The following is a 19,435-nucleotide window of genomic DNA, read 5'->3' on the forward strand; positions in this document are numbered from 1 at the left end:
TGGTTCTCCTTCGCCAGGACCGTAACCCTGGCATCAGGGACTCCACAAATCTCAGTACAGCTCAGGGACCTGCGCGCGGCCGGGTTGGAGGCCGGTCTCGGCCACGTCGAGCATGAGCTGCGCATCGACCGGGACAAGTACCTGGGCATGGTGCGCGCCCGCTACATGTCGCTGCTGTCCACGTTCAGCGACAGCGAGATCGAGAAGGGCATCGAAGAGATGCGTACCGCGCATCCGGAGCCCGTCCTGGTGTTTCCCGACCGGTTCGCGTTCGTCCTCGGGCAGCGACGAGGGGAGGATCGGTGAGCACCGTGGTCGATGAACGGCTGCGGCGCCTGCGGAGTGAACTCGACGACCACGCGCGGATCGCCGATCGATTAGGGCTCGATCTGGAGCGGCCGCTGCGGTCCCTCAACGACGGATATCCGGAGAACGCGGTCGCCCTGGTGGGGAAACTGACCGAGAAGCTCCTCAAGGAACTGTGGCGCCACCACGGCGTCGAGGGCGACCCTTCGACGAAGGCCCTGAACGACCTCGTCAAGCGCTGCCGACCATACATCCGCAGCAGTACGGTCCTGGACGCGCTCGACGACATCCGGCGGCTGCGCAACCGGTCCACACACGACGGGTACGACATCAGCGACGAGGACGGGCTGTTGGCGGTCCGCAGGCTTGTCGATGTGCTGGTCTGGTTCACCGACACCGGGAGCGCGGCGCTGCTCGGCGGTGAGTCCGACGTGGCCCCCGAGGTGGCGCGCCGCTGCGAGTTCCTCGCCGGGCTGTACGTCACCCTCGGCTATCGGCAGGCCAAGCGCTTCGTCCTCAGCCCGGACACCGTGTACCAGCTGTTCTGCCGCGAGTCGGGAATGCGGCTGGAGTACGTGGAGCTGATGCTCTCCCGGGACGCCGACGATCTGAGCACCGTCCTTGCCTCCAGCGGTGGCGAGCTCCTGCGTACCCGGCTGCCCAAGCTCACCCGGTTCGTCGTCCTGGACGACGACGACGGCGGCGACGGCGGGGCGTCCGGCACGCTCCATCAGCTGTTGGGCCTGGACTTCAGGATCGTGCGCTACGACGGTTTCGTCGACACCATCGTCAATCTCGACAACCACCTCGCTCCTCTCGCCTCCGCCGCCAATCCCGCAGAGCCGCGAGCCGCTGTCGCCGCCGCGACGCTGACCACCGACCCGCGCACCGGCGACGCCCAGGTGATGGAGTTCGGGGACGCGGCGGAGCTGCTCGCGCGCCTCGCGCGCGGCAGCGCGAACGTACTGGTCACCGGTCGTCCCGGAAGCGGAAAGAGCACGCTGCTACGCGCACTCGCGGCCGACCCGGAGATCCGCCGCTTCCGCTTCTACTTCGACCTCGGGCTCAAACCGAAGGACGAACCGTTCTCCGAGTACGCGGCCCGTCTGCTGGCTCCGGCCATGACGGCGTCGGACCGCTCCCGCGCCTTCGACCTCTTCCTCTACCTGATCCGGTCCGGGACGGCGCTGTGCGTGCTCGACGCCGTCGACGAGGGGGTCGACGAATCGAGCCCCGCCGGATTCCTGCGGCTCTTCACCGATCTCTCGGCCGTCCTGTCCGCCGAGTCAGCGGTGGTCATGAGTTCACGGGTGTCCTTCCTCGCGGACTCCCGGTCGTAGAAGCTCGGCCAACCGTGCCTATTTCAACCCTGCAGTCTCCGGTATTTGGCCATGTGCTCCGCACACCACTGGGACGCTCGTCCTGCTGGGCGCGCACGCCAGGGAATCCTGTACAGCCACGCTCTCAGCGTGTAATAGGTCGCGTCCCCTATGAGTACCGATTCGAAGTACAGCGTGTGACCGTCCTCGGGAGCGTGGTGATGCGGCCCCCGCGTCGGACGTTCGGGCAGTGGCTGCTGCGCAGGCCCAGGTTCCGTGGACGTGGAAGAGGGCGGTCAGCCGCTCCGGGCAGGTGGCGGCGTCCCCATCGGCCTCCGGCACCCGCAGCGGCCCGTTCCGATGACGCCGGCACGTCGGCGGTCAGTGGCCTGTCGCCTGCCGGCCGACCGGCTCAGGCTGCCGTGTCCCCTGAGATCGGGCGCCGAGGCCGCAGCTCCGTTGCGGCCTGGCAACCAACAGCCACGCCGACCGGCGCGGGCGTGCTGGCGTCCGGGACCCTGAAGGCCCGCCACTCCGCCGGTGACATCCCGTACATCGTCCGGAACGCGCGACTGAAGTGAGCGGCGCTGGTGAATCCCCAGCGGCGGGCCACCCCGGAGATGGTCAGGCCGGCCGACCCGCGGCGGGCCAGCTCGCGGCGGCACTCCTGGAGTCGACGGCGCTGGATCCACCGTCGGACAGTGGTGTCCTCGTGCTCGAAGAGCCGGTGCAGGTACCGCACGGAGATACCGTGGGCGCGGGCTATCGACTCCGGGGCCAGGTCGGGATCGCCGAGCTGCCGCTCGATAAACGCCTGGATGCGGGGCAGCAGATGTGCCGCGGCGCCCGGCGGGTCGCCTCCGTCCTGATTCAGTCGCTCCTCGGCCAGCACGGAGAGCAGGTCGACGACGTGGCGTGCGAGCGCCTCGCCGGTGCCGCGGGACAGCGTCGGCGCTGTGTCCGCGAGCTTGGTCAGCACCGGCCCCAGCAGGGCGCCGTACGGCGTGTCGGGGCTCATGGGGGTGGTCGTCAGCCGTCGCAGGCCAAGCTCCGTCAGGCCCAGAAGCCGCTGCGGGAGCACCAGGGCCTTCACGTGGAACGCGGAGGTGAAGCCGATGCGGATCGGCCGCGTCATGTCGCAGAAGACGGTCTCCCCGGGGCGTACGCGCGCCTCCCTGCCGTCCTGCTCGACGGAGGCTTCGCCCTCGGCCGGGGACATGACGACCAGCGCCTCGCCCAGGCGTGTTCCGGCCGGCTGCGCGGGCCGCCCTATCGCCACCGGGCCGCCCTCCACCGTGGCGACCCGCACCGGCCCGAGCCAGGAGGTCCGGATGGTCCCCGAGCAGTCCTCGCCCGGAAGAGAGACGTCGGGCGCCGAGAAGGTGCGGGCCAGGGCGTCCCGCCAGTAGACCGGTCTCCGGTGGGCGGGTACCGCGGCCGTGGCGTAGAGGGCTGCCTCCGGTCGTCCCGTCGTGTCCGGTGAATCTGCATCCGCTGACATGTTCTCCGCCCTCCGAGCCGGGGTACTTGCGCACACCTTGCCGACTCTCCGAGGACCCGCACATCACGTGAACGCGCCAGATGGGCGAGGCAGCCGGTTCACGGGACGCCCGAGGGTTCGTCACTCGGGCGAGAAGCGCCGCCGCAGCTCGCCGATGCCCGCGATCGAGCTGACGAGCTCATCACCGGGCCCCAGCGACCGCTGGGGGGTACGGCCGAGGCCGACGCCCGGCGGTCGTGCGGGGACCGCCGGGCGACTTCGCTCACGCCGAGGTCAGCCGGCGATTCCCGCGGCGCGTACGACGGTCTGCGTCACGGTGTTGCCGCGGCTGTCACCGGCCTGGACGCGCAGCGTGAGGTACTGCGCGGAGGCGGGCGCGTGCAGCGACAGGCTCACCTTGCCGTTGCCCCTGCCGCTGAGGCGTGCCGTCGTCCAGGTGGCGCCGTCGTCGTAGGACAGTTCCACCTTGCGGGTGTTGAGCGCCGCCTCGGAGCCGCCCCGCAGGTGCAGCGGAGTGACCAGCAGGGTCGCGTCGGCCGCTGCCCTGCCGTCGTCGGACGTCGGCAGGGTGTAGTCCACCTGGACGAGCGGGAGTTGCTCGCTGTCGTCGGCGTTCTTGGGCGCCGCGGAGGTGAATGTCCACTCGGTGCGCGTGTCGGTCGAGTAGGGGAAGGCGGCCGTGGCGGTACGGGTCGCCGTGTGCACCAGACGGTAGGTGCCCTTCGCAGCCGGTACGGTCGCGCTCACCCCGGTGCCGCCCTCGGCGAGGAGGGTGTCGCCCCGGTACAGCGAGGTCTCCTGGGTGGTGTCGGAGCTGCCGAAGGCGGCGTAGTTGGCGTGGCCGCCGCCGGAGTCGCCCCAAGACGGGATGATGACGTCCACGGCGTCGCCGGTGCGGACGGGCAGTTGGATGCTGTCGTTGATGCGGGGCCGCACCACGGGCCCGAACCACTCCACGTCCGTGGTACGGCCCGCCGGATAGGTGACCGCTCCGGACGCGCTGTAGGACAGGGACTGGAGCTCGCCCTCCTCGGTCCACGAGAACGTGTTGTCGGTGCTGACGTAGTCGGTGCGGTGCGCGCCGGCCGTGCTCAGCCGGTTGGTGGCGACCTGGTATGTGGTCCAGGGGTGGATGTCGTAGCGGTTCTCGTACACCTCACGGCCGGTGGGGTTGTGGAAGGTGGTCTCGACCCGGGCCAGTTGCCCGGTCGTGGGTGCGTAGACGGGGTTGGCGGGGATGTGGCCCTTCCAGGTGTGGACCAGGTCGTACAGGTAGTCCGTGTCGGGGCGGGAGACGGCCCGCAGACGCACGCTGCCCGTCGTGCTCGCGTCGACGCTCGCCATGAGCTTGTCGCCGTTCGTGCGGGACAGGCCCACCACCTCGATGGAGGACTTGATGATGGGCTCGCGCAGTCGCCCGTCGAGGTCGTTGACGAACAGCAGCAGCTTCACGCCCGCAGCCTGCGCGGCCCTGATCTGGTCGTCCGCCGTGTCCTCGTCGCCGGAGTCCCAGCGCACCACGGCGGCCTTGCCGGCGGCATCGACGCCTTCGTAGTCCTCCGGGAGACCGTCGCCCGGGTGGATCAGGTCGAGGATGTGGTCGTCCTCGGGCAGTTTCGCCGAGCCGGGCATGATCCACAGGTCGTCGAACTCCTGCCCGCCGGCGGTCACCGACAGCAGCGGTTCCTGGTTGCGCCAGCGGGCGGTGAGGTACTGCTCGCCGTCCCTGGGCGCGGCCGTGGGCGCCGTCCAGACGCTGTCGTAGCCGTCGCCGATCAGCGACATGTCGGCGACCGAGGAGCCGTCCTTGAACTTGCGGTAGTAGTCCAGGCGCCGGGAGAAGTTCTCGGTCTTCTTCGGCGTGACGGTCTTGACCTCCTTGAGCTTGGAGCCGTCCAGTACGAGGTCGGTGGTGCCGGTCACCTTCACCTCGGGGATGACCATGCGGGCGTATCCGGCCGAGGCGGTGCCGTGCGTGCCCTCCACCCGGAAGTCGGCGTAGACGGTGTAGAGGCCGGGCGGCAGCAGTTCGTCCGACTGGCCGTTGCCGTAGAGGTAGGTGCCCGCGTACTCGTCGCCCTTGCGGTAGAAGGTGAGGACGCCGTCCGTGGCCTCGCCGGAGCGGCCGGTGATCTTGGTGCGGACGTGGAACAGCTGTTGGCGGGTGCTGACGCCGAGCAGTGTGCGGGTCAGCGCGGTGCCCCCGGCGGACGCCGTCAGCTGTCCGGTCCGGCGCTGGAGGTCGCCCGCCTTGTCCAGGTCGGTGGTGACCGTGGCGGTCGCGGTGCCGTGCGCGGGCACCTCGACGCGGCTGGGGGTGACGGTGAAGACGCCGTCGGGAACGCCGGGGGCGTCCACGGCGAGGTCCACGGTGACGGCCTTGTCGCCGGTGTTGGTCCAGGTCGCCGTGGACTGCACCGTGCCGTTGTCCGTGCCGGGCGAGTGGATGCCGGCGTCGATCTTACCGGTGGCGGTGAGCGTCGCCGTGGCCGCCGCGGCGGCGTCCGCCCGGCCGTTGCCGCCGTCGTCCGCACTGATGTCGGGCGTGGGCTTGACCGTGCTGACCAGGGCGTCCTTGATGCGGCTGCCGGTCCAGTCGGGGTGCGCGGCGGCGACCAGCGCGGCCACGCCGGCCACGTGCGGGGTCGCCATGGAGGTGCCGCTGGCGGTCATGTAGTAGCCGGAGCCGGTGGCCGTGTACTGCGAGCGGGCGGCCAGGATGCCGACGCCGGGCGCGGTGATCTCGGGCTTGAGGGCGTCGTCGCCGTAGCGGGGGCCACGGCTGGAGAAGTCGGCGAGGGCGTCGGAGGCGTCGACCGCGCCGACGGTCAGGGCCGCGTCGGCGGTGCCGGGTGACCGGACCGTCTGGGCACCGGGACCGTCGTTGCCGGCGGCGATGGTGAACAGGGCGCCGGTCTCGGCGCTCAGCTCGTTCACGGCCCGGGCGAGCACGGTGTCGCCGTCGGCGTTCTCGCTGCTGCCCAGGCTCATGCTGATGACCCGGGCGTGGACGTCGCGGGCGGCCCACTCCATGCCCGCCAGGATCCAGGAGTCGTAGCCGTAGCCCTCGTTGGCCAGGACCTTGCCGACATGCAGGTCGACGCCGGGTGCGACACCCTTCTCCTTGCCGTCGGAGGCGGCGCCGCTGCCGGCGATGGTGGAGGCGACGTGCGTGCCGTGGCCCTGGCGGTCGGTGACGTCCTGGCCGGGGACGAAGCTGGCGCTGTCCTCGACCGTGTCCTTCAGGTCGGGGTGGCCCGGGTCGTAGCCGGTGTCGAGGACGGCCACGTCGACGCCGTCCCCGGTGTTGCCACCCGCCCAGACCTCGGGGGCGCCGATCTGGGCGACCGAGTCGCTGAGGGTGGCCTCGGCCTTGCCATCGAGCCAGACCTTGGCGACGCCGCCGCGGAAGGCCCCGTCGGTGTCCGGCATCTTCGCGGGGGCGGCCTGGGTGCCGGTGAGCGCGCTCCACAGGGCGTCGGTGTCCTCGCGGTCCGCTGCGAGGGCCACCCCGTTGACGCTGGTGAGGGGGTGTACGTCCGTGACCTCGCCCGGCATGGCGTCGGCGCGTCGGCGCAGAGCGGAGGCGGACGCCTCCTTGCCGCCGTAGGTGACGATGAGGGGCAGGTGCTCGAGCGCCGCGTCGTCGTAGCCGTCGGCCACGAGGCGGGAGACGTTGAAGAGTTGGTCGTCCAGGGCGCCGGATGCCAGGTAGGGGCGGGCGGAGTCGGGATAGACGTAGGTGTCGCCGCCCACGGTCAGCACGCGGGCGGCGGTGGGCTCGCCGTCGGGACCCTGAACGGTGAGCGTGCCGGGGCTGTCGCCGGCACCGGGGGCGACGGTGACCTTGTCGCCGGTCACCAGGGTGACTACGGATGCGGCAACGTTGTCAGCGGCGGCGGCGCCGGCCGAGCTGTCGGCCGGCGAGGTGTCTGCGGAGGAGGTCACGTGCGGGGTCGCCGTGGTGACCAGGAGGGCGGCCGCGACCACAAGCAGGCGGCGCCGTCTTCCGGAGGGGTGGCGTGTCAAAGGATTCCCTCGACTTGAATGGGTGTACTGGCAGTTGATGCGCAGGCCAGTCGCGCCTTCGGGACTGGTGGGAGCGTGCCCACCTTGACGGTGTCGCGTCATGCGCGACAAGATCCGGCTGTCGCGGCTTCGCGCAATTGCCCACATGCGCTTGCGTCCCGCGAGCGGTGGCGCCGAGGTGCGGCAGCGACACGTTCAACACCGATGCGCACTACAGCGGGAGCGTCAGGCTGCATGGATGTGATGTCGGACGGCCCTTGGGCCGGCATCGGGCTGGACGAGCTCAGTGGCCGAGTCCTGGAGTACCTGGTGGGTCACGCCTCCGCCTCTTCCCTCACCGTGGCGGCCGCGGTCGGCGCGTCGCGCGAAGAGGTCGAGACGGCACTGCGGTCTCTGGAGGACGTACTCCTGGTCATCCCCATCGCCGGCCGGCCCCCGCGGTGGAAGGCCGGCCCACCGCGCTCGTCCCTGGCCTCCCTGCTGGCCCGCAGGCGCGCCGAACTGGCCCAGGCCGAGCTGTACATGGAGCAACTTCACGAGATCTACGACTTGGCGGCCCGCCCGCAGGCTCCGCACCTGGTGGAGGTCCTGGAAGACAACGAGGAGGTCACCGCACGCTATGCGCATCTCCTCAAGGGCAGCACCCATGAAGTGCTGCACCTGGCCAAGCCGCCCTATGTGACCGGGCCCGCGGATGCCTCCGGTGACGGGGATGACTCCGGTCAAGGGGATTCCGCACCGCCGGAGTTCCGCGCGGGACTACGGCTGCGGTCGGTCTACGACACCGAGGGCTTCACGGACACGGTGTCACTGGAGACGGCACTGCGGGGCAGCGCCAGCGGCGGAGAGTTCCGTCTCAGTTCCCGACTTCCCGTCAAACTGGTCCTGTTCGACCGCACCGCCGCCCTCCTGCCCCTGCATGACGACCGTCCCTCGGCAGGATCACTCGTGGTCCACTCACCTGCCCTCGTCGCCGCGCTCGCCGCGCTGTTCGAGGCCATCTGGAAACAGGCGGTGCCGGTGTCGCTGGAAAGCCGGCAGGACTGGCCCGCCCCCCGCCGGACCCGGCAGACGACACGGATAGACGAACGAACCCAGGCGATCCTCGACCTCATGGCGACCGGGATGAAGGACGACGCGATCGCCCGGGTCCTCAACATCAGCCGCCGCACCGTGCAGAAGCACGTGAGCGAGGCCGGCAGCGCACTGGGCGCCAGAACACGCTTCCAGATCGCCCTCCGCGCAGCCGAACGAGGCTGGCTGCCGCTGGAAGCACCGAACTCGAACGAGTAAGAGCGGGAACCAGAGGACGACCGGATGGGTGCACTCTGCCTTCCCGTGTGCGCCGGGATGTGGCCCTTGTTCTGGGGCGGGCGGATGGGCAGGGCCAAGGCGGATCCGTTGATGCCGCCGCGCCGACTCGGTACGCGGCAATTCCACGGCGGCGATGGCTCCTTCGCCGTCGTCGAGAGCGACAACGGGCCGAGATCGGCCCGTATCAGGACAGCCGGCTTGTCAGCCCTGAGTACGACCTGTCCGCTTCGCAGTCGGCGCAACTCACTTTCAAGACCGCGTACCTGCACAACCCCAACCAGCAGCACATGACCGTGGACGCCAGCACGGACGACGGCGCCACCTGGGAGAACGTCTGGACCGGGCCGGAGGTCAGCGACGGCGGTGAGGTGCGGCAGGAGTTCCCGGGCGGCCCACACCAGGGAGTCGACCACGTCGAGCCGCTCGTGCCGGCGCTTGTTCTCCGGCGTCAGGTACGGGGTGATCTCGTGTCCGATGCCGAGGGTGCACGAGGAGGCGTCGACCACGAGCGGCAGCCGCCCGCCGTCCGTCCACTTCCAGGCCCGTTCGACGGTCTGATTGGCCATGTAGGTGTTGCCGTCGTCATACCCCTTGGAGTGCCAGATCGTGGCGCAGCAGGAGCCGGCGATGTCCGAGGGCACCCAGACGGGGCGCCCCGCGCGCTCCGAGAGCGTCACTACGGCCTCCGGCAGGGACAGGTCCTCCCCTCCCCGGGGGCCGGCGAAGATCCGGTAGACGCAGGCGACGAAGTAGACGGCGGCTGCCCCCTCGCGCCGGGTTCGGGGCAGCCTTGCGGAGGCGGGACCGGGGATCGCGCTGATCCACTCGGGCACCAGGTCGGGGGCGACCGCCTTGCGGGCGAGGGTGGTGGCGCGGTTGAGCAGGCGGTCGTCGACATGCTCGGCGACGCCGAGGGCAACGCGTACGGTCTTCTCCACGGCCGCGAAGTGCTCGGCGACGCGCTCCGCGTTCCGCTCGGCACGCTCGCCGTGCCGCTGGTGACGGAACCCCTTCATCATGGCGCCGGTGTCGATGCCGACCGGGCAGGCGATCTTGCAGGTCGAGTCGCCCGCGCAGGTGTCCACGGCGTCATAGCCGTACGAGGCCAGCAGGCTGTCCGTGACGGGCGAGCCGGCGGGCTGGCGCAGCATCTCGCGGCGGAGCACGATCCGCTGCCGGGGCGTCGTCGTGAGGTCCCTGCTGGGGCAGACCGGTTCGCAGAAGCCGCACTCGATGCAGGGGTCAGCGACGGCCTCGATGACCGGGATCGTCTTCAGGTGCTTCAGGTGGGCCGTCGCGTCACGGTTCAGCACCACTCCCGGGGCGATCACCCCGTGTGGGTCGAACGCCTGCTTGACGCGCCACATCAGCTCCGTGGCGGCAGGGCCCCACTCGGCCTCCAGGAACGGGGTCATGTTGCGGCCGGTGGCGTGCTCCGCCTTGAGGGAGCCGTCGAACCGGTCAACCACCATGGCGCAGAACTCGTCCATGAACGCCGCGTACCGCTCGACGTCCTCGGGACGGGAGGCGTCAAAGGCGAGCAGGAAATGCAGGTTGCCGTGGGCCGCGTGCCCGGCCACCGCGGCGTCGTAGCCGTGGCGCCGCTGCATCTCCAGCAGCGCCTCGCCGGCCTCCGCCAGGCGCGAGGGCGGGACGGCGAAGTCCTCGGTGATCAGTGTCGTTCCCGAGGGGCGGGCCTTGCCCACGGCCGTCATGAACGCTTCGCGGGCATGCCAGTAGGTGTGCGCCACACCTGGATCGGTGACGAAGGTGTTCGTCACCGACGCCACCGGGGTAACCAGGCGCAGCCCCTTGAGGACGTTCGCGGCGGCCTGCCGGTGGGCGAGGTGGTCCTCCTGCGTGGCGGCGCGGAACTCGACCAGCAGCGCGGCGTTCTCCTGCGGGATGTCCTGCCAGTCGTCGGGCACGCCGTCGACGGCGGCGCAGGCGCGCAGCGTGTTGCCGTCCATCAGCTCGACGGCGCGTGCGCCCGCCTGGTTGAAGAACGGCACGGCGGCAGCAGCGGCGGGCAGGTCGGGGAAGAACAGCAGTGCCGTGCAGGTCATGCGGTCCAGGGGGACGGTGTCGAAGACCGTTTCGGCGATGAATCCCAGGGTGCCCTGGGAACCGACCATGAGGCCCCTCAGGATCTTCACGGCACTCGATCCGTCGAGGAACGCGTCCAGTCAGTATCCGCTGGTGTTCTTCAGTTCGTACTTGGCGCGGATCCGCGCCACGAGCGCGCTGTCCGCCTCGATCTCGGCCTTGAGCGCGAGCAGGGTCTCGCACAGGTCCGGCTCCGCCGCCCGCAGCCGTTGCTCGGCGTCCGGGGCGCCAGTGTCGACGACCGTGCCGGAGGGCAGTACGGCGGTCAAGGAGGACAGCAGCCGGTAAGAGTTACGGGTGGTGCCAGCGGTCATGCCGGAGGCGTTGTTGGCGACGACGCCTCCGACGGTGCAGGCGCTGGAGCTGGCGGGGTCGGGGCCCATCAGCCGGCCGTGCCGGGACAGGGCGATGTTGGCCCGTCCCACGGTGGTGCCCGGTCCGATGCGTGCCCTGACGCCGTCGTCGAGCATGTGCAGCCCGGTCCAGTGGCGGCGTACGTCCACCAGGATGTCGTCGCCCTGGGCCTGTCCGTTCAACGAGGTGCCGGCGGCGCGGAAGACCACGTGCCGGCCGTTGTCACGGGCGTGGCGCAGCACGGCGGCTACGTCCTCGACGGTCTCGGCGATGACGACCACGCGGGGCACCAGGCGGTACGGGCTGGCGTCCGACGCGTAGCGCACCAGATCCGAGATCGTGTGCAGGACCTTGTGGGGACCCAGTTCCGCGACGAGGGCGTCCCGCAGGTCCTCCGGTGTGCCGGACGCCCGGCTGTCGGCGACCCGGTCGACGGACGGCCCGCTCGTCGTGTGCGGACGCATCGTTCCCGGCTGTGGATCGAGCAGCGGCATGCGGTGCTCCCTTCTTCACGTGTCATGCACTGGTGCCATGGCCGGGGCCGGGCTCTCGGGGCCCCGGGGGCGCGCCACCTTCCGCCCGTAGGGTCCGGCGGAGGGCGGCGATGCCGGACCGCCGCGGCCAGCACCGGCCGGGGCCAGGAACGGCCGGCCCGCCCCCTGGGCCGCGTCGGCCTCGGCTGTCCGCCTGCCGCGGCGGGCGGTCAGCGACCGGAGCGGACGGAACGCGCGGCGCCGAGGATCAGTTCGGTCACCGCGCGCGGGTCGCTCACCGCTGCGGCGTGCGGCACGCGGGCGGCGACCGTGCGGGCCTTGGCGCGCGCGGCCATCCACCGCTGCGCCGCCGGCGGTATGTTCCGGTCCTCGGTGGCGATGAGGTACCAGGCGGGAAGCTTCTTCCAGGCCGCCGCGGTGGCGCGTTCCTCCAGCGCCGCCACGGTGATCGGGCGCTGTCCGACGGCCATGGTCTCCGCGGTGACGCGGGGGACACCGGCCGCGAACTGCTGGGGGAACAGGTCCTGGCGGATGACGAGTTCGTCGCCCTGTCCACCGCCGGGCAGCGGGTACTTCTGGGTGACTGTGGTGTCGCCCAGCGAGCTGCCCGGGTACTTGGCGGCGAGTGACGCGGCGCTCTCGCCCACGTCCGGGACGAAGGCGGCGACGTAGACCAGCGCCTTGACCGAGGCTGCGCCGACGGCGGCCCGGCTGATGACGGACCCTCCGTAGGAGTGGCCGACCAGCACGACCGGCCCCTCGATGCTGTCGAGGACGCTGCGCACGTAGGCGGCGTCACTGGCCAGTCCGCGCAGTGGGACGGGCGGGGCCACGACACGGTGCCCCTGCTTCTGCAGTCTTGTGACGACGCCGCTCCAGCTGGAGGCGTCGGTGAAGGCGCCGTGGATCAGCACGATGGTGGGCAGGGTCCGGTGGCCGCCGGAGGTGTCGGCGTCCGCTGAGGCCGGCGCGGTAACCGAGTGGGCGGCACCGGCCGCACCGAGTGCGGCGGCACCGGCCAGCAGGGACACGGTCGCGGTGCGGCGGGACATCGATGTGTTCATTCTTGGCTTTCTCCTTGGGGTGGCCCACGGCGGCACGGACACGCGCACCCCGCGGGCGCAGTTGCGGGCAGCGCTCCGCGGGGTGTGTCCCGGCCGGGGGCCGGTGGGGTCGGGCTACTTGGAGGTGGCCTCGACGGCTTCCTCGATGAGGGCCACGACGTGCTTGGGGTGGGCGAGCATCACGAGGTGGGAGGAGTCGACCTCGATCGTCTTCATGCCGGCCCGCTCGTAGCCGAAGCGCTCGACGTCGGGGTTGATCGTGTGGTCCGAGGTCGACACCAGACCCCACGACGGCTTGGTCTTCCACGCCGCGGCCGGAGCCGCGTCGGCGAACGCCTGTGCCGCCAGCGGACGCTGTGAGACGGCCAGCACCTGGGCGAGATCCTGGTCGACGTCTGCGGCGAAGATCGCCGGGAACTTGTCGACCTCGACGGAGACGTCGGTACCCGGCGTGTCCGAACCCTCGACGGGGAACGGTGTGTAGACCAGCGCCGCCGCCAGATCCGAGTCGGGGAACCGGCCCTGGAGCTCGCCCAGGCTCTCCCCCACCTCCAGCGCGTAACCGGACAGGTAGACCAGCGCCGTGACGTTCTCCTCCACACCGGCCACGGTGATCACGGCGCCACCGTAGGAGTGGCCGACCAGCACAACCGGACCGTCGATTTGACGGACGACCGAGGCGATGTACGCCGCGTCCCCGATCAGACTCCGGTTGGGAACGGCCGGCGCGACGACCTTCAGGCCGCGCTTGAGCAACTCGGGGATGACACTCGCGTAGCTGGACGCGTCGGCGAACGCGCCGTGCACCAAAACGACGGTCGGCTTCTCGTGACGGGACATGATGGGGCTCGTTTCTCTTGCTCGTGAAGGGCGGTGACCGGCGAATGCCTCTGCCCGCGGACCGGCGGCCGACGCCGGGAGGGGGCCCGAGGACCAAGAACCGCGGGTAGGGAAGAAAACCTACGGCCGTACGGGCGGACGACCTGTCTCTGCGCGCCCAGGGCGTTATCCGTCAGCGCTGTCCGGGCCGAGCGGCGCCTGTCAGCCCTCGAACACCTCACGCAGACGGCTTTCCTGCTCCCGGTCGAGGTTCGAGCGGATCAACTCCGCGTGTTCCGTGGGGAATGCCTCCTTCACACGTTCCAGCACCTCGTCCTGGGTCAGCAGGAAGAGCGCGGAAGTTCCCCGGGTCACCTGTGACTTCACCGACTCGATGAAGTCGTCGTCGATGCCGACGTCGGTCAGCTTGCCGCCCAGTGCACCGGCGGCGGCGCCGACGGCGGCGCCCAGCAGCGGCATGAGGAAGAGCAGGCCGAAGAGCAGCCCCCAGAAGGAGCCCGACAGAGCGCCCGCACCCACCAGGTCGGTGAGCTGCTTCGTCCTGGGCTTCTTCGCCTCCGCGGGCCAACTGACGGTGGCGGCGTCGACCACCGTGATCAGCTCCTGCTTCTGCAGGCGGAGCAGCGTCTGCTCCACCTGCTGGGCACTCTCGGGCGCGTCGAATTTCCAGACCGTCAGCGTAGACATGTGTGGACCTTTCCTGTTCAGGGTGTCAGGCACCCAGTAGAGGTCCGCCCGTACAAGCTGGACGCCGCCGAATGCCCTACCGTGCGGTGTCAGCACACATCCCTGCACTCGCAGCAAAGGCCGGCTCGCCCGTCACTCTCCGGCATCCATGCGGACGAGTTGCGCCCGCGCGTCGATGAGGCGCTGCGGGTCTGCGTCGGGGCTGAGCGCGGCACAGGCACGGAACGCCTTGCGGGCCTCGTCCTTCCGGCCGGCGGTGAGGAGCACTTCGCCCAGGTAGTAGAGGTGCCTGCTCTTCATCGGGAGGTTCGCGAGCCCGTCGCAGAGGCGCACCGCGGTCCGCATGTGCGCGACCGCCTCGTCCCATCTGCCCAGCAGGGCTAAGCTCCTGCCCATTCCGGAGGCGATGCCTATGCGGACCGATTCGGCGATATGCCGCTCGACGTCGTCGCCGGCCTCCTCCAGGAACGACAACGTCATCTGGTAGGAATCGAGAGCCGCCGCGCCGCGCCCCTCCGCCAGGAGGTTGTGGGACCGGCCGTGCGCGGCCTGAAGGCTGCCGTGCGGATCGCCCGCCGACTCGAACAGTGACGCGGCTCGGCCGAAGTACTCGGCCGCTTCCGCGAACCGGTCCAGGCTCCGGTGGGCCCAGCCCCGGTAGTAGTACGCCCACGCCTGTTGCCCCGCATCGCCTGCGCGCCGCGCCGCCGCCAGCGCCTGTGCGGAGACGGGCAGGCTGTCGGCGGGACGGCTCTCGCAGACGATGAGGGTCCAGGCGTAGTAGTTGAGGTGTGTGGCCTCCAGCAGCGGGTCTCCCAGGGCCTCGGCGCTGTGTGCGGCCATGCTGAACACCTCGGGCCAGTGCCCCCAGAAGATCCACTGGTCGGAGAACCAGTGCAGGGACTCCGCCACCTCGGCCACCATGGCGTGGTCTCCAGCCTCCGCCGCGGCACGCAGGGCGGCCAGCCAGTTGATCCCCTGGCTCCGCAGCCACTGGCGGGCCAGTTCGGCGGAGGAGAGATCCACGAGCGACTGCCCGGGCGCCGACGCCGCGTTGTGGCCTGGCTCGAACCAGCGGCCGGCGACGACGGTCGTCTCCAGGAGCCAGCGGTACAGGCCGGCCCGCACTCGCTCGCCGCCCTCGCGCCCCTCCTCGGCCACGAGGCGACCGTGCGCGTACAGGCGCAGGAGGTCGTGGAGCCTGAACCGGTCACCGTGGGTACCGAGAAGACCGGCCTCGACCAGCTCGTCCAGGATGTCCTCCGCGGACTGGAGCGTCTGCCCCAGCAGATGAGCGGCGCAGGCCACTCCGGCGTCCGGGCCGGGCACCACGGACAGACGTCGGAACAGGGAAGCAGCGTCGGGGGTGAGCTGCCGGTAGGAGAGGTCGAACGCGGCCGACACCGTCCTGTCCCCGGCGGTCAGGGCGTCCAGGCGGCGTTCGTCCACGGCGAGCCGGTCAGCCAGGCGGCGCACCGTCCAGCCGGTCCGGGTCGCCAGCCGGCTTCCGGCCACCCGCAGCGCCAGCGGCAGGCAGCCGCACCGCAGGGCGACCTCGCTGAGGGCGACGGCCTCGCGGGAGGCACGGTCCTCCCCGATCATTCCGGTGAGGAAGGCGATCGCCTCCTGGGGGGCCAGTTCCCCCAGTGCGAGCCGGTGCACGTCCGGCAGCCCGGTGAGCGCCCTCCGGCTGGTCACCACGACCATGGTCCTGCCGCGGCGCGGCAGCAGCGGCGCCACTTGGGCCTCGTCCCGTGCGTTGTCGAACACCAGCAGGCAGCGTCGGTCGCCGAGGAGTTCCTCGTAGAGCCGGGCGTGCCCCTGTGGGCCGACCTTGACAAGCTCCTGGTCGGCGATGTGGAACGCCTTGAGCACGCCTGCCATGAGTTCGGCGGCGGACGGCGGGTCGTCGTCCATGCCGCGCAGGTCCAGCACCATCTGGCCATCGGGGAAGTGGTCCGCCAGTTCCTGGGCCGCGTGCAGGGCCAGCGTGGTCTTGCCCATGCCGGGCGCACCCGACACGGCCACGACCACGGGCCCGGAGCCATCGCTCGCGGATTCGGTGCCGCCGGGCCCGGACGTCTCCTTCCCCGCCGCGAGCACGGCCAGCGAGACCAGCTCGTGCCGGCGTCCGACGAAGTCGTCGGTCCCGCGGGGGAACGTACGGACGGAGACGGGGGCGGTGTGCGCGGCGCGTCCCGCGCGTGCGGCCTCGAGGAGCCGGTCGCGCTGGTTCTCGTCCAGCCCGAGACCGTCGGCCAGGGCGGCCACCGTGCGCCGCTGGGGAGCCGCGCGCCGCCCCCGCTCCAGGTCCCCGATGCCCCGGACGCTCACGCCCGAAGCCTCCGCGAGGCCTTCGATGGTCAGGAACGCATCCAGCCGGAGCTGCCGCAGCAGCGCCCCGAGCTCCTGTCCCCCGCCGCTCACCGTGCCCGTTCCCTTCGTCGTCGCGCCGTGGTCCGGCCTTCGAAGGACGATCGCGGTGGAACCTGGAGCGCTGACTCGAAGTGCACAGTCGAGGCGACCAGCTGCCTCATCGGCAACTGTAGCCTCTGCCGGTTTTGCACGGCCATGTCCCTCTCCTGCTGTCCGTCAGCGCACTGCTCGTGCCTCTGTGCGCACATCCGGCCGGCCCGGCCGCGCGCACACCCGAGCCCGCGTCAGACTCGTGTCGCCCGTGATGTCACCCACCGAAGAAGGAGCACCGATGCCGGACCCAGACCGTCGGGCGGAGGCGGATGCGGAGATCCTGGGCCGTATCACGGAGTTGGTCGGGGAGGAGAGGGAGCTGCGCGAGGAGCTGGCCGCGGGCCGCGTCGGCCAGGAGGCCGAACACGCCCGTCTGGCGCGGCTGGAGACGGAACTCGACCAGTGCTGGGACCTCCTACGGCAGCGGCGTGCGCGCGTCGCGGCCGGCGTGGACCCGGACGACGCCCGGGTCCGACCGGCTTCTCTGGTCGAGCACTACCAGTCCTGAGGTCCGAGCGGAGCGTCACGGCCGGTCCGCACCGGCCGCGGGGGCCTCCTGTCCCTTCTCGCGGTCCGCGCTGTCCGTCCGTATCGCACGGGCATCGCGGGACCCGAGCCGCGCGGCGGCTTCCCGGGCGATCCGCGGTTCCGCGTAGGGGCCCAGGGAAACGATACGGGCGAAGACCTCCCGCGCCTCCGCCGTGCGCCCCATACCGAGCAGGATCCGGCCCAGCTTGTCGAGGTCACGGCTCTCCAGCCCGGTGTTGCCGCTTCGGGCGCTGAGGTCGATGGCCTGGCGCAGATGGGCGACGGCCTCCTCCATCATCCCGAGCTGTTCGGAGCTGTACGCCATGCCCGCGTAGAGACCCGTCCGGGCGAAGTCCGCGGCGTGCGGCTCGATGCCGTCACCCGCCTCGTCCAGGAATTCCAGCGCGCGGCGGAAGGCGTCGAGGGCTTCCTCGCTGCGGCCGAAGTCCGACAGGATCAGGGCGAGGCCGTGCCGGGCATTCAGGCTCCCCTGGAGGTCGTCCACGGACTCGAAGAGGTGGCCCGCCCGGCTCATGTGACCGGCCGCCGTCCCGTACTCGGCGAGTTTGCGGTACGCCCATGCCTGGTAGAAGTGGGCCCACGCCTGCTGGCTCGTGTCGGCGGCGGCCTCGGCCAGGGCGAGGGCGCCGACCGAGTGGGGGAGGCTGTCGCGGTACCGCCCCTCGCACACCAGCCGCGCCCACGCCAGGTAGTTGAGGTGGGTCGCCTCCAGTACCGGGTCGCCGCACGCTTTCGCGCTGTCGGCGGCGGTGGCGAAGACCTCGGGCCAGTGCCCCCAGTAGATCCACTGGTCCGAGAACCAGTGCAGGGACTCGGCCACCTCCACCACCCGGGCGTGCTCGCCGGCCCCCGCGGCGGCGCGCAGCGCGGCCAGCCAGTTCGCCCCCTCCTCCTGCAGCCACAGGCGTCCCTTGTCCGCGGTGGACAGGTCGACGTATCCGTTCCAGTCGGCGGGCGGCTCACCGTAGCCGGGCTCGAACCACCGGCCGGCCACGATCGCGGTCCCGAGCAACCAGTCGTGCAACGCGGCTCTGGCGCCGGTGACGTCCGCCGGGGCCTCCTCGGCGTCCAGCCTGTTCAGGGCGTAGATCCGCAGCAGGTCGTGCATCCGGTAGCGGTCCCGTTCGACGCCCAGCAGGCCCGCCTCGACCAGTTCCTCCAAGGTGTCTTCGGCGTCGAAGAGATGCTGCCCGGACAACTGGGCGGCCCCCGCAGCGGCGACGTCGGGGCCCGGCACCAGGGCGAGCCGCCTGAACATGCCGGCGGCTGCGGTGCTGAGCCGACGGTAGGACAGGTCGAACGCCGCGGACACCCGGACGTCCCCGGCGACCAGGGCGTCCAGCCGCCCCGTGTCGGGGGCGAGCCGGTCGGCGAGCCGGGCCACGGGCCACGTCTTGTGCGCGGCGAGCCAGTGGCCCGCCAGGCGCAGGGCGAGCGGCAGGTGCCCGCAGTACCGGGCGATCCTCTCGAACTGCCCCGGGTCGGTGTCCGCCCGTTCTGCGCCGGCCAGTGCCGTCAGCAGCGTCGTGGCCTCGCGTGCGTCGAGTCCGTCCAGGGGCAGACGGTGCACGTCCTCCAGACCGGTGAGCATGCGCCGGCTCGTCACCATCACGAGCCCGCTGCCGGCCCCGGGCAACAGCGGGCGCACCTGTGCCTCATCACGGGCGTTGTCGAGCACGAGCACGAAGCGCCGCTCCGCGAGCGACTGCCGGTACAGGCGGACATGGCCCTCGGGGCCGGCGTTCATCAGTTCACGGTCTGCCACCCGCAGTGCGCGCAGGACGCCGAGCATGAGTTCCGCGGGTGCCGGTGATTTCGTGTCCAGCCCTCGCATGTCGACCACGATCTGGCCGTCCGGGAAGTGCCCGGCGAGCCGGCGGGCGGCCTGGAGGGCCAGCGTCGTCTTGCCCGCACCCGGCGGCCCGGACACCGCCACGATCACCGGAGCGGTGGCCGCGCCCGGTGTCGCTCCCCCGCCGTCCGGTGCCTGCCGGCCGGAGACCTTGCCCGCGAGCCCGGTGAACCAGGACAGTTCCCGTTCCCGGCCGACGAAATCGGGGGTCCCGCGCGGCACGGCCTGCACGCCGACGGGGGTGTACCCGTCGCTGCGGCCGGCCCGGGCCGCGCTCAGCAGGCGCTGCCGTTGGGACGCGGGCAGCTTCAGCCCCTCGGCGAGAGCGGTCACCGTACGTCGCTGCGGTGCCGCGCGCCGCCCCCGTTCGAGGTCCCCGATGCCGCGCACGCTCACGCCGGAGGCCTCGGCCAGCCCCTCGATGGTCAGTGAGGCCGCCAGGCGCAGCTCCCTGAGGAGGGAGCCGAAGGCCGGCTCGTCCCCCGTGGCCATTGAATCCGTGACCGTCATGTTTCACCTCACCACTGCCCGCCGGAGACGGAGGACGCCGT

10 protein-coding genes and 2 pseudogenes are annotated in these 19,435 nt (G+C 71.3%); 4 read left to right on the forward strand and 8 right to left on the reverse strand.

Going from position 1 to position 19,435, the window contains the following annotated elements; translation table 11 throughout:
• Window positions 1-306 (forward strand): annotated as a pseudogene (locus ACYVO6_RS36880) (hypothetical protein); the annotation flags it as partial.
• Window positions 303-1,646: a hypothetical protein gene (locus ACYVO6_RS36885; RefSeq protein WP_461069072.1), complete on the forward strand. Its 1,344-nt coding sequence runs from the start codon at window positions 303-305 to the stop codon at window positions 1,644-1,646. The pseudogene ACYVO6_RS36880 and the gene ACYVO6_RS36885, both read left to right, overlap by 4 nt.
• Window positions 1,647-2,037: 391 nt before the next feature.
• Here ACYVO6_RS36885 and ACYVO6_RS36890 read toward each other — a convergent pair whose 3' ends face one another.
• Both ACYVO6_RS36890 and ACYVO6_RS36895 read right to left on the reverse strand, forming a co-directional pair.
• Window positions 2,038-3,126, reverse strand: a complete 1,089-nt coding sequence (locus tag ACYVO6_RS36890) for a helix-turn-helix domain-containing protein (protein ID WP_461069074.1) — start codon at window positions 3,124-3,126, stop codon at window positions 2,038-2,040.
• Window positions 3,127-3,399: 273 nt separating this feature from the next.
• Window positions 3,400-7,155: a S8 family serine peptidase gene (locus ACYVO6_RS36895; protein WP_461069076.1), complete on the reverse strand. Its 3,756-nt coding sequence runs from the start codon at window positions 7,153-7,155 to the stop codon at window positions 3,400-3,402.
• A gap of 1,125 nt (window positions 7,156-8,280) precedes the next feature.
• Here ACYVO6_RS36895 and ACYVO6_RS36900 point away from each other — a divergent pair.
• Window positions 8,281-8,448, forward strand: coding sequence for a hypothetical protein (locus ACYVO6_RS36900; protein ID WP_461069173.1), 168 nt, complete (start codon window positions 8,281-8,283; stop codon window positions 8,446-8,448).
• Between the two features lie 383 nt (window positions 8,449-8,831).
• Here ACYVO6_RS36900 and ACYVO6_RS36905 read toward each other — a convergent pair.
• From ACYVO6_RS36905 to ACYVO6_RS36925, 5 genes and pseudogenes are all read right to left on the reverse strand, one after another.
• A pseudogene (locus tag ACYVO6_RS36905) lies at window positions 8,832-11,423 on the reverse strand (FAD-binding and (Fe-S)-binding domain-containing protein); the annotation flags it as partial.
• Between the two features lie 209 nt (window positions 11,424-11,632).
• Complete coding sequence (locus tag ACYVO6_RS36910) at window positions 11,633-12,487, reverse strand: alpha/beta fold hydrolase (protein ID WP_461069078.1); 855 nt, start codon at window positions 12,485-12,487, stop codon at window positions 11,633-11,635.
• Window positions 12,488-12,601: 114 nt separating this feature from the next.
• Window positions 12,602-13,327, reverse strand: coding sequence for an alpha/beta fold hydrolase (locus ACYVO6_RS36915; RefSeq protein WP_461069080.1), 726 nt, complete (start codon window positions 13,325-13,327; stop codon window positions 12,602-12,604).
• Window positions 13,328-13,528: 201 nt separating this feature from the next.
• The gene (locus ACYVO6_RS36920) at window positions 13,529-14,014 is read right to left on the reverse strand and encodes a DUF1269 domain-containing protein (RefSeq protein WP_461069082.1); all 486 of its coding nucleotides are present in this window, start codon (window positions 14,012-14,014) and stop codon (window positions 13,529-13,531) included.
• Window positions 14,015-14,146: 132 nt separating this feature from the next.
• Window positions 14,147-16,441, reverse strand: coding sequence for an ATP-binding protein (locus tag ACYVO6_RS36925; protein ID WP_461069084.1), 2,295 nt, complete (start codon window positions 16,439-16,441; stop codon window positions 14,147-14,149).
• A 280-nt stretch (window positions 16,442-16,721) separates the two neighbouring features.
• Here ACYVO6_RS36925 and ACYVO6_RS36930 point away from each other — a divergent pair, with 280 nt between their 5' ends.
• Window positions 16,722-16,991, forward strand: a complete 270-nt coding sequence (locus tag ACYVO6_RS36930) for a DUF2630 family protein (protein WP_461069086.1) — start codon at window positions 16,722-16,724, stop codon at window positions 16,989-16,991.
• A gap of 15 nt (window positions 16,992-17,006) precedes the next feature.
• Here the strand turns inward: ACYVO6_RS36930 and ACYVO6_RS36935 are convergent, their stop codons facing one another.
• Window positions 17,007-19,394 (reverse strand): ATP-binding protein, encoded by a 2,388-nt coding sequence (locus tag ACYVO6_RS36935; RefSeq protein WP_461069088.1) that lies wholly within the window; start codon window positions 19,392-19,394, stop codon window positions 17,007-17,009.
• Window positions 19,395-19,435 lie beyond the last annotated feature (41 nt).

It is taken from the genome of Streptomyces pseudoechinosporeus, assembly GCF_054783935.1.

Excerpts from the sequence above, each read along its gene's own strand:
- ACYVO6_RS36930 (WP_461069086.1), top strand. The coding sequence starts at position 16,722 with ATGCCGGACCCAGACCGTCGGGCGGAGGCGGATGCGGAGATCCTGGGC.
- ACYVO6_RS36920 (WP_461069082.1), bottom strand. The coding sequence starts at position 14,014 with ATGTCTACGCTGACGGTCTGGAAATTCGACGCGCCCGAGAGTGCCCAG.
- ACYVO6_RS36900 (WP_461069173.1), top strand. The coding sequence starts at position 8,281 with ATGAAGGACGACGCGATCGCCCGGGTCCTCAACATCAGCCGCCGCACC.
- ACYVO6_RS36910 (WP_461069078.1), bottom strand. The coding sequence starts at position 12,487 with ATGAACACATCGATGTCCCGCCGCACCGCGACCGTGTCCCTGCTGGCC.
- ACYVO6_RS36915 (WP_461069080.1), bottom strand. The coding sequence starts at position 13,327 with ATGTCCCGTCACGAGAAGCCGACCGTCGTTTTGGTGCACGGCGCGTTC.
- ACYVO6_RS36890 (WP_461069074.1), bottom strand. The coding sequence starts at position 3,126 with ATGTCAGCGGATGCAGATTCACCGGACACGACGGGACGACCGGAGGCA.
- ACYVO6_RS36935 (WP_461069088.1), bottom strand. The coding sequence starts at position 19,394 with ATGACGGTCACGGATTCAATGGCCACGGGGGACGAGCCGGCCTTCGGC.